Source organism: Parendozoicomonas sp. 209JJ7-1 (assembly GCF_058147085.1).
On record NZ_JBYVJU010000003.1, the window covers coordinates 164196 to 180317 of the forward strand.

General features: G+C 49.5%; 14 protein-coding genes. 10 read left to right on the forward strand and 4 right to left on the reverse strand.

Annotated features, from left to right (window positions below):
- The 7 genes from mlaD to hisD all read left to right on the forward strand — a co-directional run bounded on the left by mlaD (position 1) and on the right by hisD (position 5387).
- On the forward strand, positions 1-483 hold the full coding sequence (gene mlaD, locus ACY2RQ_RS04260) for an outer membrane lipid asymmetry maintenance protein MlaD (protein WP_490111715.1): 483 nt from the start codon (positions 1-3) through the stop codon (positions 481-483).
- Positions 484-517: 34 nt separating this feature from the next.
- On the forward strand, positions 518-1228 hold the full coding sequence (locus tag ACY2RQ_RS04265) for an MlaC/ttg2D family ABC transporter substrate-binding protein (protein WP_490111716.1): 711 nt from the start codon (positions 518-520) through the stop codon (positions 1226-1228).
- A 26-nt stretch (positions 1229-1254) separates the two neighbouring features.
- On the forward strand, positions 1255-1566 hold the full coding sequence (locus ACY2RQ_RS04270) for an STAS domain-containing protein (protein ID WP_490111717.1): 312 nt from the start codon (positions 1255-1257) through the stop codon (positions 1564-1566).
- A gap of 78 nt (positions 1567-1644) precedes the next feature.
- Positions 1645-1887: a BolA family protein gene (locus ACY2RQ_RS04275; protein WP_490111718.1), complete on the forward strand. Its 243-nt coding sequence runs from the start codon at positions 1645-1647 to the stop codon at positions 1885-1887.
- 103 nt (positions 1888-1990) lie between these two features.
- Positions 1991-3250, forward strand: coding sequence for a UDP-N-acetylglucosamine 1-carboxyvinyltransferase (gene murA / locus ACY2RQ_RS04280; protein ID WP_490111719.1), 1260 nt, complete (start codon positions 1991-1993; stop codon positions 3248-3250).
- A gap of 122 nt (positions 3251-3372) precedes the next feature.
- Positions 3373-4032, forward strand: coding sequence for an ATP phosphoribosyltransferase (gene hisG / locus ACY2RQ_RS04285; protein WP_490111864.1), 660 nt, complete (start codon positions 3373-3375; stop codon positions 4030-4032).
- A 41-nt stretch (positions 4033-4073) separates the two neighbouring features.
- On the forward strand, positions 4074-5387 hold the full coding sequence (hisD, locus tag ACY2RQ_RS04290) for a histidinol dehydrogenase (protein ID WP_490111720.1): 1314 nt from the start codon (positions 4074-4076) through the stop codon (positions 5385-5387).
- A gap of 63 nt (positions 5388-5450) precedes the next feature.
- On the opposite strand, the gene ACY2RQ_RS04295 is transcribed toward hisD, so the two are convergent.
- The 3 genes from ACY2RQ_RS04295 to ACY2RQ_RS04305 all read right to left on the reverse strand — a co-directional run bounded on the left by ACY2RQ_RS04295 (position 5451) and on the right by ACY2RQ_RS04305 (position 11815).
- Positions 5451-8201: an SET domain-containing protein-lysine N-methyltransferase gene (locus tag ACY2RQ_RS04295; RefSeq protein WP_490111721.1), complete on the reverse strand. Its 2751-nt coding sequence runs from the start codon at positions 8199-8201 to the stop codon at positions 5451-5453.
- 15 nt (positions 8202-8216) lie between these two features.
- On the reverse strand, positions 8217-10586 hold the full coding sequence (locus ACY2RQ_RS04300; RefSeq protein WP_490111722.1) for a hypothetical protein: 2370 nt from the start codon (positions 10584-10586) through the stop codon (positions 8217-8219).
- Positions 10587-10675: 89 nt separating this feature from the next.
- Positions 10676-11815: a S1C family serine protease gene (locus tag ACY2RQ_RS04305; protein ID WP_490111723.1), complete on the reverse strand. Its 1140-nt coding sequence runs from the start codon at positions 11813-11815 to the stop codon at positions 10676-10678.
- A 229-nt stretch (positions 11816-12044) separates the two neighbouring features.
- On the opposite strand from ACY2RQ_RS04305, the gene ACY2RQ_RS04310 reads away from it, so the two are divergent.
- The 3 genes from ACY2RQ_RS04310 to ACY2RQ_RS04320 all read left to right on the forward strand — a co-directional run bounded on the left by ACY2RQ_RS04310 (position 12045) and on the right by ACY2RQ_RS04320 (position 14755).
- Positions 12045-12800 (forward strand): Nif3-like dinuclear metal center hexameric protein, encoded by a 756-nt coding sequence (locus ACY2RQ_RS04310; RefSeq protein ID WP_490111724.1) that lies wholly within the window; start codon positions 12045-12047, stop codon positions 12798-12800.
- 91 nt (positions 12801-12891) lie between these two features.
- On the forward strand, positions 12892-13830 hold the full coding sequence (locus tag ACY2RQ_RS04315) for an NADAR family protein (protein WP_490111725.1): 939 nt from the start codon (positions 12892-12894) through the stop codon (positions 13828-13830).
- A 40-nt stretch (positions 13831-13870) separates the two neighbouring features.
- Positions 13871-14755 (forward strand): hypothetical protein, encoded by an 885-nt coding sequence (locus ACY2RQ_RS04320; protein WP_490111726.1) that lies wholly within the window; start codon positions 13871-13873, stop codon positions 14753-14755.
- Positions 14756-15105: 350 nt separating this feature from the next.
- On the opposite strand, the gene ACY2RQ_RS04325 is transcribed toward ACY2RQ_RS04320, so the two are convergent.
- Positions 15106-15978: a hypothetical protein gene (locus tag ACY2RQ_RS04325; RefSeq protein WP_490111727.1), complete on the reverse strand. Its 873-nt coding sequence runs from the start codon at positions 15976-15978 to the stop codon at positions 15106-15108.
- Between the last annotated feature and the right edge of the window lie 144 nt (positions 15979-16122).

The window sequence follows — 16122 nt, forward strand, 5'->3', positions numbered from 1 at the left end:
ATGCGGATGAGAACCGTTGAAATCAGTGTTGGTGCTTTTCTTCTGGCGGGTATTTTTGCCCTGATCCTGCTGGCGCTGCGGGTCAGTGGGCTGTCTGCCAGCGCAGATACCAGCACCTATCGTCTTTACGCCGAGTTCGATAATGTTGGCTCTCTGACCAAACGCGCGAAAGTGGCTATGGGTGGTGTTACCATCGGCAGGGTGGTGGATATTAAACTGGACAAAAAAACCTACATGGCCCGTGTGGTCATGGATATTGACTCTGACATAGATAACATTCCGGTGGACAGCTCCGCAGCTATCCTGACGGCAGGTCTGCTCGGAGAGAAATTTATCGGCATCAGTGTTGGTGGCTCTATGGACTTCCTTAAGAATGATGAAATCATAGACGATACTCAATCTGCTATTGTCCTTGAAGATCTGATCGGCAAGTTCCTGCTGGGTTCGGTTGGCAAGGAAGATGATGGTGGTGGCAATTTCTGATGTTTTACGAATTCAATCGTAAAGGGGGAGTATTATGTCAGCTGGAGTAACAGATTACGTGAGAGTCGGCATTCAGGGATTTTTCTGCAGTGTTCTGGCTTTGTGCCTGACCATCGCTTCTACGGCAATGGCTGCCCCCCGGAGTCCTGACCAGATAGCGGGACAGGCGACCAAAAAAGTTGTCAGCCTGCTTAAGAGCGAGCATGCTGTTTACGAGAAAAATCCGGAGCAGTTTTTCAAGGATGTGGAAGTTATTATCGATCCGGTCATTGCTTTTGACGAAATGGCCCGTGGCGTTATGGGCAAATATGCCCACAGGGCAAGTGATGAGGAAGTAAACCGGTTCACAGGTGTGTTTCGTACAAGCCTGATCCACTTTTACAGTAAGGCTGTGCTGACCTTTGATACCAGCCAGCTGGCGGTTGAAAAAGTGGCGCCGGTTCCGGCGGCCATGCTGCAGGAATATGAAGCGGGCAAAAGCCGTTCGGTGCCTGTGAACCTGAAAATCCGTGGTAAGAATGAGTCCTATGCCATGTCCTACTCCATGATGAAAAAGGGGGGCGAGTGGAAGGTTCGCAACATCGTGGTTGAGGGTATTAATATCGGTATCCAGTTCCGTAACCAGTTTGGCGAAGCCATGAATAAATACCGCAAGATTGATATGGTAATTAACCGTTGGCCGGAGATTATGCAGCAGACTGAAAAGAGCCAGGAAAAAGAACTCCATGACCGGCAAAGCAAATAACAGACAGGGAGTTGTAAGAGAGAGTTATGGGTGAATTAAAGCAGTCTGGTTCCGGATCATTTGCTCTTACCGGAAATGTAAATAAGGAGACGGTTCCCAATCTGGTGGAAAATGGCTGGCAACTGATCGCCCGCCAGTCAGGTGAAGGGAAGGTGGTTATTGATATGTCCGGTGTCACCCAGGCGGACAGCTCGGCCCTGTCCATGATGATGACCTGGTTGCGCAGGTGTGCGAAACAGGACAGAGTGCTGCTTTTTTCCGGCCTGCCTTCCGACTTGGTCGCCCTCGGGCAGGTTTGTGGGACAAATCAGCTTATTCCCCGGTTGCAGTTGACCTGAATCTTGCCGAGACACTGGAGTCCTTGGCGCCTCTTCCTTATCATAGAGTCCTTTGAGTACCGGAACCGGGAAAGCCCTATGCATGCCAATGAAGTAAAACAGCTGCTCGAAGAAAGGATCGCTGGTGCGCAGGTTATTGTTGATGGAGAGGGGTGTGATTTTAGCCTGACAATCATATCTGACGCTTTTGCGGGCGCTTTACCTGTGAAACGCCAGCAGATGGTCTATATCCATCTCAACGCAATGATTGCTGCCGGAACGATCCATGCGGTGACTATGCAGACTTACACTGAGAGTGAGTGGACAGCCCGCCAGTCCTGAGCCGGTCCGGACCTATTTCAGAGAAGATGCCCTGTAAGCCGGCCTTGATGTGCAGGAATGGTTATTACCGGGCATATCACCTTTTTCAGCCTACGGGTATTCGATGGATAAACTGATTATTACCGGCGGCAATCGCCTGGATGGAGAAATTCGCATCTCCGGTGCAAAGAACTCGGCCCTGCCGATTCTTGCTGCTACTCTGCTGGCTGATGAGCCGGTAACCGTGTGCAACCTGCCTCATCTCCATGACATCACCACAATGATAGAGCTGTTCGGCTGTATGGGCGTGGAGCTGCTGATTGATGAAAAGATGAATGTGGAAGTGCATGCCAGCACCATCAAACACCTGACCGCCCCTTACGATCTTGTCAAAACCATGCGTGCCTCTATCCTGGTGCTTGGCCCGCTGGTCGCCCGCAACGGTTATGCGGAAGTGGCCCTGCCTGGTGGTTGTGGCATTGGCAGCCGTCCTGTAGACCTGCATCTGAAAGGCCTGGAAGCCATGGGGGCGGAAGTTTCTGTGGAAGACGGTTATATCAAGGCCAAAGCTGAGCGTCTGAAAGGTGCCCATATCTTCTTTGATACCGTCACCGTAACCGGCACAGAAAATCTGTTGATGGCCGCGACTCTGGCGGAAGGGGAAACCCTGCTGGAAAATGCCGCCCGTGAGCCGGAAGTGGTGGACCTGGCGGAATGCCTGATCCGTATGGGGGCGGAGATTGAAGGCCATGGTACAGATACCATCCGCGTTCAGGGCAGGAAGAGCCTGCACGGCTGTGTGTACTCCGTACTGCCGGACCGTATTGAAACCAGCACCTACCTGATTGCCGCTGCCGCGACCAGTGGCCGTGTCAAGGTGAAGGATACAGATCCTACCATTCTTGACCCGGTTCTGGTGAAGCTCCGTGAAGCCGGTGCCACAATCACTACCGGTGAAGACTGGATTGAACTGGATATGCACGGCAAGCGTCCTAAGGCTATCAGCCTGAAGACCGCACCTTATCCCGGTATGGCCACGGATGTTCAGGCTCAGTTCACGGCCCTGAACGCTGTCGCGGAAGGCATCGGTACCATTACCGAAACCATTTTTGAAAATCGCTTTATGCATGTGCTGGAAATGAAGCGCATGGGAGCGGATATAGACGTGGAAGGCAATACTGCCATTGTTCGTGGCGTAGAGGTTCTCAAATCCGCGCCGGTTATGGCAACCGACCTGCGGGCGTCCGCCAGTCTGGTGATCTCAGGGCTGGTGGCAAAAGGAGATACAGTGGTTGACCGTATTTACCATATTGACCGTGGTTACGAATGTATTGAAGAGAAACTGCAGCAGCTTGGCGCGACGATTCGCCGTTTGCCCCAGTAAAACTTCAAAGATGCCTGAAGTCCCCGGACAGCGTTGATTGTTTTTTCCTGATCGGTGCTTTCCGGCCTGGAATCCACGTAGAATAACACCAACATATACAGCCTGAAGTCATAGATATAATGATCTCATCAACGCTTACTATTGCTCTGTCCAAGGGACGTATTCTTCAGGAAACCCGCCCGCTGCTGGAAAAGGCAGGCATACGTCCGGCTGAAGATGTCGCCAAAACCCGAAAGCTGATTATTCCCACCAATCATGAGAACGTGCGCCTGTTGATTGTGCGGGCCAGTGACGTGCCTACTTATGTTGAGCATGGCGCGGCTGACCTTGGCGTGGCCGGGAAAGACGTGCTGATGGAGCATGATTCCCAGGAGCTGTATGAACCTCTGGACCTGAACATCTCCCGCTGCCAGCTGATGACTGCCGCGGTCGTTGGTTACCAGGAAGAGCCAGGGCGGAGGGTGCGGGTGGCGACAAAGTTTGTGAACGTTGCCAAGCGTTTTTATGCGCAGCAGGGTAAGCAGGTTGATATTATTAAACTGTATGGCTCCATGGAACTGGCCCCCCTGATCGACCTGGCGGACCAGATTGTGGATATTGTCGATACTGGTAATACCCTGAGAGCTAACGGCCTGGAACCTCGGGAGTACATCGCCGATATAAGCTCCCGTCTGGTGGTCAACAAAGCCGCCATGAAGACCAAACATGCCACTATCAGCAAGTTGATTGATGATATGCGCCAGGCGATTAATGAAGCGAAACAGGCTGATAGTGTGAAGTGAGAAAACATAGACACTTCAGTGAGACGATGCAGAGGTAAAGCATGGGAGAAGGAATATTGCAGCCTGCGCGGCTGGTTTATGGTGACGGTGACTTTTCAGTAAAACTGGATGAGCTGCTGGCCTGGGAATCTGTATCTGATGCCAGTGTTCAGCATGTGGTTACTGATATAGTTCACAATGTTCGCCAGAAGGGCGATGCTGCTCTGGTGGAATATACCCATAAATTCGATCACCTCTCTGTTTCTTCCATCTCTGAGCTTGTGCTGGAGCAAGATCAGTTGAAAGCCGCTCTGAATGGGCTTCCGGACGACCAGCGACAGGCCCTGGAAACCGCTGCCCGGCGTATTCGTACTTATCACGAACGTCAGTTGCAGGAAGGCTGGGAGTTTGAAGAGGCTAATGGTACCCGGTTGGGCCAGCGTTTCACGCCCTTGGATCGCGCCGGCCTTTACGTTCCCGGTGGTCAGGCCGCTTATCCTTCTTCTGTTCTGATGAATGCTATTCCCGCTGATGTAGCGGGGGTGGAAGAAGTGGTTATGGTAGTTCCCACCCCGGGTGGTGTGGTGAATGAGCTTGTATTGGCGGCTGCGGCCCTGGCTGGGGTAAACCGGATATTTACTATTGGCGGCGCTCAGGCAGTGGCAGCTTTGGCCTATGGAACTGAGACTGTTCCCGCTGTGGATAAAATTGTTGGCCCCGGCAATATCTATGTGGCGACAGCCAAGCGTATGGTCTTTGGTCAGGTAGGCATTGATATGATTGCCGGTCCCTCAGAGATTCTGGTGGTCAGTGATGGCAAGACTGATCCGGACTGGGTGGCCATGGATCTATTCTCCCAGGCGGAACATGATGAAGATGCCCAGGCCATTCTGATCAGTCAGGACGCGGATTTCCTGGACAAAGTGCAGGCCAGCATGAACAAACTGTTGCCGACTATGGAGCGGAAAGAAATTATTGGAGCCTCCATTAATGGCCGTGGCGCGTTGATCCATGTGCCCAATATGGAAAAAGCCGCTGAGATCTCCAACCGTATCGCGCCGGAACATCTGGAGCTGTCCGTTGAAGACCCTGATGTCATGCTGCCAATGATTCGCCATGCCGGCGCTATCTTTATGGGGCGTTATACTGCGGAAGCCCTTGGGGATTATTGCGCCGGGCCGAACCACGTACTGCCAACATCCGGTACGGCAAGGTTCTCCTCTCCTCTGGGGGTTTATGATTTCCAGAAGCGCAGTTCGTTGATTAACTTCTCTGCAGCCGGTGCTTCCGAGGCTGGAAAGGTGGCATCTGTTCTTGCGAGAGGGGAAGGTTTAACGGCCCATGCCCGCTCTGCGGAATATCGTATTCGTAAATAATTATTGAAGGTTCTGAGCCTTGTGGGTGGATGCCTGCAGGACTCAGATTGACGATATGGAATATTATTTTCCTGTAACCTGACTGGTGTGAGGCAGCCAGGTTCCATCAGGGTACATGGTGCCATCTTCCCATTTTAAAGCTTGTAAGGTTTTTACCGCTTCCGGTTTTTTAATTTGCTTTAATGCCTGAAGTGATAAGGGAGATAGCCTGTTTGGCACCCTGTCTGTTTTACGCTGTGCCCGGTAATAAGCTAGCATGCTCATAAGTTGTTGATAAATAGCATCCACTTTCTCTGGAGCGATGATATGGTTGAAGGCATCATACACCGTCACAGCTTTAATTCCCGTTCGTCCACTTTGTTTGAGTTTATGGACTTCTTCGCGGTATAAAACCGCCAGGAACAGTTTTGCTTTTGTAATAACCCCCTCGTGAATATCCATTCCCGGAACTGGGCGAAGGGTCAGGCTTGAGCGGCTTTTACCAATGCTCTGGCTTCTGTTAGCCATATTCTGCAGGTTGTACTGCCCTCGTTCCAGCATCCTTTTAAATATTTTTTGATAATTTTCTTCGGACTGTTCTGAAGCGGCAGCCTTCATTTGTTTATACATGCCAGCTTCCCTGAAGTGCCACTCCCCATCGACAATGGTCACACCTGTTTCTTCCAGGAGTTGTTTCACTAAAGCACTTGTCCATTTTGAGGCGTAAGTGGGAGCTTGCTTCAGACAGGCAGGAAGCGGGACTTCATAAACATTCAGGTGATTTGAGTGTGACCTGGCTTTTTTCATCAAAGAAGAGTCCCAGCAAATCTCCCGCGAGTCTGGTTTTATACCGAGTGCCTGTCTTATGTGTTGTGTGGCCATCATGTGGTAGTCAGGGTGCTCAGGGTTAAGCACTTTCAGTATCTTCTTGACTTCCTGGAGAGGGCTGGTGAACTTTTCCGGAAAATATTTCCAGATCAGGTACCTTACATACAGGGAGTTCCATTGGCTGCCTTTTGGGATGGCCAGGGATGGATGAACAGGAATTGCCTGGTGACTCAGACCGTGTTTTTTCAGGCCATCGCTGGGTTTTCTGACCCGGAGCACTCCCTCTGTGAGTTTTTTTAACGGTTGGTGAGAAGTCCCGGTTTGCTCTCCGCTTATGGTTCCCCCAGGTTTAGCTTCTCCTTTGTTTTTACTTTTTCTGGCTTGAGTGAGTCGTGTGGCTTCCCATGGCTCTATGGCTTTTTTTGGTTTCCCGTTCAGGAAATCTCTGCCGTAATTAACAAGGTATTCCTGTCCTTTGGGTATGTCCGTAATTGTCATATGGGCCACATAAGGTATGCCCCTATATGACACCGCCAGTGTCACAACATTTGTCTTATATATATGGCGAAGACTTATCTGGTTGTCTGAGTAGTCACTACTGCAATTGATATAGCTAAGTTCATTACCGGTCTGGTAACTGCTGATAAACCATTTATCGGATTCTATGCCTCGTATTTTTGGAAGCTTGAATGCATAGCGATTGACATCAGCGGTACCCTGCAGGCTTTCAACAAGAACCCGTTCATCATCACCACAGGCCAGTACGCCACTATATAAACCAAGAATGGTAAAGGCGGGCACATCCCTGAGAGCGAATGCACCTTTTTGCCCCCGCAGGCTGATTCTTGGGTCATCTGGTTTGATGGGTTTTACGCTGATCAGATGTTTCAGTCGTTTATTGTTTTCCGGGATATTTTTAATCAGATAGAGGAGAGTTTTTTTGAGGCGAATTTTAGTCACAAGATTAAGTGTTGGAATGGTAGGCCAGTTTTCCACAGTGACGCTGTTTAATTCCGGATGTTCCTGGAGAAGACGCTCCGACTCCGCTCTGGCTTTGTTTCCATAAATATAAAGCTCGGAGTCATGAACCATCGTATGCTCCGGAAACATGGGAAGTATCAGCCTGGCGTTGGCTAAAACGGCGTCCACAGGGGCGTCCGGTTGCTGTTTTCGCTGTTGAAATACATCTTTATAGATATCCCATAAACTCAGGTATACACCAGTATCTTCGTTGTCTTCATCAGTATCTGAATGTGTTTCAGCTGTTTCAAAAGACGAGCCATCCCAGGGGGACTCCTGTTTGATGGCTGCTCCTGCCAGAGAAGGTAGCGGCGTTTGCCAGAAGTCGGGGGGTAAAGAGTCGTCAGCGTCTGGCTGGAAACGGGCTGAAAGTGTGGGCAGGCTTGCGGATATATCATTTCGTCGCAGAGTATGGGGGCCAGTGTCGGCCTGCCAGAAAACCTGGAGGCTGCCAAGGGTACTTGTTTTCCAGTTATCAGAGGATGTATCGGCTATTGAGTCTGCATTCGGGGTCATGCCCATAAGAAAGACAAAATCAGCATCGGGGAACAGGTAGTCAAATACTGACCAGTCCGCTTCTCCGGGAAACCCGGACAGTAGTTCAGACGCCATTATTGACCACTCATGCAGAGTTGTTCTTTTCTCCACCAGGGCTTTCCGGGGAGTTACCCAGAGATTGTGCTGTTCCCAGGGATAAGAAGGCCATTGGGGCAAAAGCTCAGGGTATACAGACAGATCGAAGGCCGGAATCCGGGTTCGGACAAGGTACCTTCCCGGTGTCAGAGGTTTTCCCTGATGTGCAGGCGGTGCCATATTTTCTTTCAGGCGAAAATAGATAAGGACATCACTTGCGGGAGGTTCTGTGATGGCGCTGTGTGAGCTGCCCTTTGCACTGCCCTTTGCGCCATAGGCAAGAGGCAGTTTGTTTACTGACAGCAGAGCCACTGTGGCCAGTAGCAATCGTATTAAAAAAGGAACGTTATTCAAGGCAGATGTCCGGGCTTAGTCCGGGTAGACCGCCAGCAGCATCAGATGCAGTGTCTGGCCTGCTCTAATAAGTTCAGACAGTCTCCCACCGATACGCACTGCATACCCTTGGTCTGCATCTGAAAAGGCGTACCAGTTCAGACCGTCGGTGAGCATGGGAATGTATTGATTTCCTTCTTTCAGGATTATTCCTGTTACCGATAAATGAGCCTTTTGTCGGTAACTTTTATTGCCTTTGTCTTCAAGGAAAACCTGCTCCTGAGTCACTGACTCAATAAAATCTTCAAGTTGCTCTGGACTCAGGTTGACTTCTGTCTCTACAGCGTTGATCAGGCGTTGGAAATATGTACGCTGAACCTGCAGGGTTATCTCTTCTCCGGGATTCAGGTTCAGGTTGTCCCTCAGGGCTTGATAGAAGGTTTGTGGTGTCTCAGATTCTGAGTCAGGGAGGGCTGGGGAGGCAAATAATAAAGTATGGGTTACTGTCTGATTATCTATAGACCAGCCATAAACAGGTTTTAGATTGCTTCTGGATAAAATGCTGTTGATGAGTTCGTCTGGGGTGGGGTTGTACTGTAAGGTTTCCGTCTCTGAATATTCCTGATTTGTGTTCTCCACTTCTGTTAATAACTTTGTAAAGAGTGGTGGTGCTATGGCAGTCTGTGCTGATCCTGGCTGCGTTCTCAGGTTTTGAGCTAATGTATTGATGTTCTGGAAAAAATCAGCATATTTCTCAAATTTCGTCGTTATTTCCATACTGTCGGGAATAATTTCCATACTGCCGGGCATATTATCAATGACGGCGATAAGAGCAGCGCTGACAGAAGAGCCATCAGGCTGCCCTCTGGTAACAGGCTCAAGCTGGACCAGTGGTGAAGCTGACTGCATAAGTGATGTCAGTTTTGTTGTGCGAAGACTGGATATTGCTTGAGAAATATACAGAGTTGTTTCCTGTACAGGCTGAGGGGGAGTTGTGCTCGCAGGTTCCTTGCTGACTAAAGGTTCTGGGTTGAGGGGTATGGGTTTGCTCTGCTTCTGCTTCTGCTTCTGCTTCTGCTTTTGCTTGTTGTGGAGGGGCGCTTTAGGGGCCTGTGCCACGGCTGCAGGTACGGACTTCTGTTTTGAAGGAGCTGTCCGGGAGGAGGGGGCGTACTCTTGTGGAGAAAAATCTTTGTGCTTTTTCACGTAAGAAGCCGGTTGTCCGTGGGATGCGATTATGTCCGCCCACTGGAGACCAAGAAGTTCTTTATTGGCTATGTCGTACAATCCCCATCTTAAATCCGCAAACAGTAACAGTGCCACATAGACTCTGTGTTGATGTGTTGACAGGTCATCCATGGATGGTAGAAGTGAGTCCTCCGCAAGAGGGGATGCTGAGTCTGGTCCCTGGGTGATATAAGAGGCGATGTGTTTGACCCATTGGTAAAGGTCGGGTTCATGCTTAAGCTGGTTGAGCCACTTTATCAGGGTCAGGGAGGTATTATCTTTATCAGCGAAGTAGTTATTATAAATACCACTTAACGCTCGATAGCTGTCATCCAGTTTCTGATAATCCGGACTGTCCTCTCTGAGTTGCAGCATGGCTGCAGATGGTGGCTGGGGGTGATTAATAAGTTTGCCTGGTATTCCCAGAATGGCCCCTGTAAGTTTATAAAGATCGCGTTCGTTGCCGTTATAGGCTCTTAAAATTCTAATGGCTTTCTCCCAGGTGACATTGATATTCTTCATTTTTAATGTGTCTGGTATCGTTGTCGTTTTAGCGGCTGCTAAACTGGCTCTGGTCGCGCCAACTGCAGATGGCAACAGGTTCAATTTGCTGCCAATGCGTGGAATTACCCAGTTTTTTCCCCCGAAGCTGGCTTGTAAGACTGTGTTTTCCAGCAAGTTTTTTGCCGAGAGTCGATCCAGGGATGAGGTTTCAAGCCCTTCAAGGTCTATGGCTACCTTTTGCCCCATTTGGGCTCTGTGTATGGTCAGTTCAACCCTTCGTCCCTGGTTGAGAAAAACATAATCACCGACTTTCAGTTGAACATCGCCAGTTATTGGGGTGGGGCTGGGCCAGATGGATGAAGGCAGAGAAGGAACATTGATTCCGTACAGCTGCCCTTTGTCACCAAGGATAATACGGGAGATTTGTGTTAATGATTGGTGATGAGGGGGCTGGAATTTTTTAACGACTTCCTCTTTCCCTTTGCCATTGTGTATCTTGTTAGCACCACCTTTACCAGCTTGAAACAAAGTGCACTGTTCGTGGGCATCCGGGGAGTGCCAGGTTCCGACATAGGGCTTATGTTTTCCTGCAAATACAGTTGGCGACAGCGCGAATGGTAAAAAAGTCAGCAGTGTAAAAAAGTTAGCCAGTCGTAGACGCGCAACTGAATTCATAAGACCTCCCGATTTTTGCATCGGGAGAGTCTAGGCACTATTTTCAATGGTGCTGAATAATTTCAGGTGCGGGTTTGAATCCGGGTTAATTACGGGTGGTTGTTTCCGGGGCGCTCCCCAACCACGGTGGAAAATGGCAATTCCTTGCCATCACGAAGAACGACAATTGTCACTTTTGAGCCGGGTTTCAGTTTGGCAACCCGATTCATCACATTGCGGGCATTGTGGGTGACCATATCGTTGATGCGCAAAATAATATCACCCCGTTGCAGGCCAGCTTTGCTGGCGGGTCCGTTATCGTAAAGGCCAGAAATCAGGATGCCGCTGCCCAGGGGCAGGTTAAAGGCTTCCGCCAGTTCAACGCTGAGGGCGGTGGATTCAATACCCAGCCAGCCCCGAACAACCCGGCCACGTTCAATAATTGATGTCATAACAAACTTGGCCAGGTTGGAGGGAATGGCAAAGCCAAGACCTTCGCTGCCGCCATCGCTGGAAATCAGAGCCGTTGAAATTCCCACAAGCTCCCCTCTGGCATTAACCAGAGCACCACCGGAGTTGCCCACGTTAATAGCGGCATCTGTCTGCAGGAAACCTTCATAGGTACTGAGGCGCAGATCCCGGCGGGTGGCGCTGATAATGCCCTGGCTTACAGTCTGGCCAAGGCCGAAGGGGTTGCCGATGGCCAGTACGATATCGCCGATACGTACGGATTTGGAATCAGCCCAGTCTGTGCTTGGCAGGTTGTCCATTTCAATTTTGAGTACGGCCAGGTCGGTTTCCAGATCTGTGCCAATAACCTTGGCGCTGGTTTCCCGATGATCCTGCAGGGCGACGATAATATCATCGGCACCGCTGACAACATGGTTGTTGGTGAGGATATAGCCAGCGGGGCTGACAATCACCCCGGAGCCCAGACTGGACTGAACCTCTTTGCGACGGGGAATCCGGCTGCCGCTGAAGGGTTCATTTATCAGGTTGTTATCCCGGGTGCGGTTCCGGCGCAGGGCTCTCTGGGTATAAATGCTCACCACGGCGGGAGCGGCTTTCACAACGGCAGAGTTAAATGAAAATGGAGGTTGGCTTGCAATATTTTGAGCGGGGGCAGGCTGTGTTTGTTTATTACCCAGCAGACCTTGTAAGGAGTTCTGCTGCAGAATCAGCAGGCCTGCCAGTAAACCACACAGAACCGGCCAGCCAATCCAGCTGAGCGCGCGAAGGAACCTGTTCATTCAGACTGTAATCCGGTTGGGGTTATTGCACTGAGTTTTTGTGCGGAGTTTTGGCACATTGTTGTCGCTTCCGAGCCTGTTTTATTCATGAAAAAGATAAAAAACGCATCATGGATTTGTCATAACAGATAGTATAAGAATATGCATTTTTTCGGGATACAAGAAAACCCGAAATATCAGATATAAAGCCAAGCATTTTATACAGATCCAGGACTGCCAGGTTTATTTAATGAAACTTACTGAACTCACCCAGGTTCTTAATACTGAACTCAAGGCCGATAAATTCCGGGATTACTGCCCGAACGGGTTGCAGGTGGAAGGGCGTCCGGAAGTAAAAAAACTGATGACCGGCGTAACTGCCTGTGAAGCCCTGATTGATGAAGCCATTGCCTGGGAAGCGGATGCCCTGCTGGTTCACCATGGGTACTTCTGGAAGAATGAGCAGGATGAAATCACAGGCATGAAGCAGAGAAGGCTGAAAAAGCTCCTGACCCACGATATCAGCCTGCTGACGTATCACCTTCCCCTTGATGCCCATCCAACCATGGGCAATAACGCCACTCTGGCGCAGTTGCTGGGCTTTCGGGAAACAGGCGCTCTCGACCCTTCGGAAGCACTTCCCATCGGTACCGTGGGTGAACTGAAAGAGACGGTATCTCTGAGGGAACTGGGCCAGTTAATCCAACAGCATCTGGGGCGTGAGCCCCTGCTGATTTCTGGCGGTGATCATCCGGTCAAAAACGTTGCCTGGTGCACCGGTGGTGCTCAGAGCATGATTGATAAAGCTGTGGCAGCCGGTGTGGATGCCTATATCAGTGGTGAAATTTCAGAGTCTACTGTGTATACCGCCCGGGAAGAAGGTATCCACTATATTGCCGCCGGGCACCATGCTACTGAACGGGGAGGCGTGCAGGCCCTGGGAACGTGGCTGGCCAGGGATTATGGCATTGAACACAGGTTTATGGATATTCCGAACCCTGTCTAACCGATCAGATACCCCTGATAACTCTTTTTAAACCTTTGAAGGTCAATGCCTCTCATAGCACTCATTAACTGTTAATAGAGAGGAAATGGTTATGTGGGGGCGAATTCCTTCATCACAATTAGCTTATGGTGCCGGATCAAGTGCCGGTGCCGGTAAACCTGTCGCAGTGGCGCAATACAAGAATGTTGACCAGAGTGATTGGCGTATTGAGAACCTTCCAGAGGTCGATATTGGTGATTCTGAGCGGGTTACCGTTAAAAACTGGTGGAGGATGATAAATAAGGGTTATTCCTGCCTGGGTTTTTACTATTCCGGAGCTCCTTTCTTTGAACTGGCGAATACTTACTCTTGTCCAATCAGGATTGATGGTCACACCTACGATTCTACAGAACAGTATTTCCAGGTTATGGGGTACGGCGGGAGAGATGCTCCTATGGGGCGAGAGATTCTTCAGTTAGGGAATGATCCTATGGCTTCTGTTCAGTATGCCAGAAGTCATCGGGGACAGAAGGTTGAGAGTTGGAATGATGGAATCAGCAATCACTTTATGAGAAAGGCTCTGGAAGCAAAGTTTAATTTTGAAAGCGCGGTGGTATCAGCTGACAGGGATGTACGACATCGCCAGGCCCTGGCATTGCTACTGACGGATACCTGGAAATTCGGTGGAAAGATTCTTATTGAACAGAGTCCTCACGACTGTTATTGGGGGGCTGCGGATAAACAGGGCGGGCAGAAAGGAGAAAATAAACTTGGCTTGATGCTTATGGAGCGTCGACTGGAGTTGAAAGATGAGTGGACGCATTTAACTAATGTTCAACAAGAAGTTGTTTTCCATAGCTATGAAGAATTCTTCCCTGCCTTGGCAACAAAGTCGGCAGATATGCGTAGATCTGTGGGACCACGATATCCAGTACACCAAGAGGGAGCGACTCCTTACACTGCAGCACCAGGACCGATGAGAGTGCGGGGAAGGGGCCAGAGTTCCTCCAGAAGGAAAAAAATGTCGCAATACAAAATGTCCAAGCAATAGCAGGTTAGCTTTTACAAAAACGGAATGCGGGGCGTTTATTATGTTTCCTGTTCACTTTAAATCAAGTCCTGTCTCGGTCTCTGAAGTACAGGCCGGTGGTACAAAGAAAGCATCATATACGGCTCAAGATGATAATACTGTTCTTGAAGAGTGGTATGATTTGCTCCCTTCACAAATGATCGGGCTTGAAGATGCCAGGCAAGGCTTTCTTGAGTATTTTCAGAGAGGCAGACTAAAAGTTGCCTGTGACAGGTCTGTGATTGATAGCGTTAAAAAATGCTGTCAACAGGGTGCGGGTTTAACACGCTCTAAGGCCACTCATCTGGAGTGGGTGTTGGATAGCATTGGTGAGAACAGCTCTGCTCTACTGGCAGACCCTTTGGCAAGAGCTATCCATTCCCCTGAGTTTCTTCTGGAATTACATATTGAAAATGTGTTTCCTCACTCACTACCCCTTGTACGTGAGGCTGTTTATAAGTGCTTGTGCCATGGTTATGTACTGGAAGTACAGGATGCTCTTCTCCAGAGGTGTTCCAGGGAAGTTCTTATGCCTCTTAGTCGAGGTATGCCTTTCAAACTTGAGGGCAGCTGCAAACTGAATGAATTACTGGTGCAGAGAGCGCCGAATGGCCGGGATGTTGCCATAAAACATCATTTTGAATGCAGGCCTGCATTTGTCCAGTACAAAACTGTCCGTGATAAGCCCTTCCAGCCAATAGAGTCACTTCTTGTTTATCAATATCTGGATATCTGGTGCACACTTACCATTAAAAATAATCAGGAGCTGCCAGGTGGTTTGTTTTTTGAAAGTGAAACCCAGGTAGCTCTGAAAGAAGAGAAGAGGCGGCCTACTGTATATACATCAAGGTCGCGTAAAGGGGCCGGGAGAGGGAACATATCAATTATAACTGAGAACGATTTGTAGCAGCCTGTTTTGTAGCGCCCTATATATCGTCGGGACGGACATCCTGAAGGTTTTCCAGAGACTTCCTGAATTCTGTGAATGGACCGCTCGCAATATACAGTTATCGGTAACGGGTATCCAGAAGTGTTCCATTTGCTGTTCTTCGATAATAGTGATGAAAGTGTGTTTGAGTTAATGAGTCAATGTCTTGTGGGGCAACGCTCTGGACGTTTTGAGCCCAGAGCGCTGAAGAGGAGGCAAAAAGCTTATCCCTTATTGATGTTTCCAGGGGTTGTTGCTCAGATGAGAATCAGAGCCCATGGCCATCCGAAGACGCTTAAGTAAGTGCCATTTGAACCTGATCCCATTTCTCATTGGCAGGGCTTGTGATCTTTCAAAGAGTCAAAGTGATAGAAGCTACCAGGGCAGACCGCCCCCCCAACGGTTAATTGAACATCATTGCCTGGCATTCGCCCATAACAATCGTTATTACCAGTGCAGGCAGTCCATACATCAACCATAGTGTTTTCGGGTATCTTATATGAGCGCGATTGATAGGCGGGTACATACTGCCAGGTTTTGTTGATGTTATCTGGACAATGGACTTCCAGCGACGCCAAAGCCCCACCATTCTGATTGTGAAGTTCTGCCGAGTAGACCGGAATTTTGTTAACCGCTTCCCACTTATCATCCCAGCAGGGCAAAGCTTCTTGCGGCGTGCCAAAGGATTCCAGATACTTCCGCCAGGTCATGTCGTCAGGTGGCGTACATGCTACGCCATCCCCTTTGCGGACATAAGAAGGCCCCTTCGGGTCGTGAATGCCTGTTTTCTCTAACTCAAAGTAACTTAAACTGGCACCCCCTTTTCCATCCAGAGACACCTGAAGATATAAATTTGTCTTCTCCAGATCCCCTGGTCCACGACCATAGCTGTGATCCGCAGCCTCAACGATCCTGGATGCCTGACACAAGACCAGAGGAAAATCGTTGTTTATGAAGAGAAAATGATTACGCTTTCTGGAAAGAAAATATACACCACTGGTTTTTACATCATAAATAGACAGTTGTGGAGCAGTATTCAAACAGCCCGGTAAAATAGCGCCAAAACCGCCATAAGGGTTTGGTGGGGGGGGAGGACAGGGAGGCAGGCTTTGCGCCTCTTCTGAAAGAATCGGGCCTGCTGTCGCGCCACTACTCACAATCACTGGCATCAGCAGTATAGCCAGTCTGACAGGTATACTCATACTCATACTCCAACAACAAACAACTATTTATTACGTATGGATTGCTATGTATGGATTGCTATGTATGGACAGTACTGAAAGTCTGTTGGACTCACGGCTGACCCGTGAAATACAGATAGTAGTAGATAGTAGTATATTTGTATG

Coding starts and splice junctions, on each gene's coding strand:
- mlaD (WP_490111715.1), top strand. CDS start 1: ATGCGGATGAGAACCGTTGAAATCAGTGTTGGTGCTTTTCTTCTGGCG.
- ACY2RQ_RS04265 (WP_490111716.1), top strand. CDS start 518: ATGTCAGCTGGAGTAACAGATTACGTGAGAGTCGGCATTCAGGGATTT.
- ACY2RQ_RS04270 (WP_490111717.1), top strand. CDS start 1,255: ATGGGTGAATTAAAGCAGTCTGGTTCCGGATCATTTGCTCTTACCGGA.
- ACY2RQ_RS04275 (WP_490111718.1), top strand. CDS start 1,645: ATGCATGCCAATGAAGTAAAACAGCTGCTCGAAGAAAGGATCGCTGGT.
- murA (WP_490111719.1), top strand. CDS start 1,991: ATGGATAAACTGATTATTACCGGCGGCAATCGCCTGGATGGAGAAATT.
- hisD (WP_490111720.1), top strand. CDS start 4,074: ATGGGAGAAGGAATATTGCAGCCTGCGCGGCTGGTTTATGGTGACGGT.
- ACY2RQ_RS04300 (WP_490111722.1), bottom strand. CDS start 10,586: ATGAATTCAGTTGCGCGTCTACGACTGGCTAACTTTTTTACACTGCTG.
- ACY2RQ_RS04305 (WP_490111723.1), bottom strand. CDS start 11,815: ATGAACAGGTTCCTTCGCGCGCTCAGCTGGATTGGCTGGCCGGTTCTG.
- ACY2RQ_RS04310 (WP_490111724.1), top strand. CDS start 12,045: ATGAAACTTACTGAACTCACCCAGGTTCTTAATACTGAACTCAAGGCC.
- ACY2RQ_RS04315 (WP_490111725.1), top strand. CDS start 12,892: ATGTGGGGGCGAATTCCTTCATCACAATTAGCTTATGGTGCCGGATCA.
- ACY2RQ_RS04320 (WP_490111726.1), top strand. CDS start 13,871: ATGTTTCCTGTTCACTTTAAATCAAGTCCTGTCTCGGTCTCTGAAGTA.
- ACY2RQ_RS04325 (WP_490111727.1), bottom strand. CDS start 15,978: ATGAGTATACCTGTCAGACTGGCTATACTGCTGATGCCAGTGATTGTG.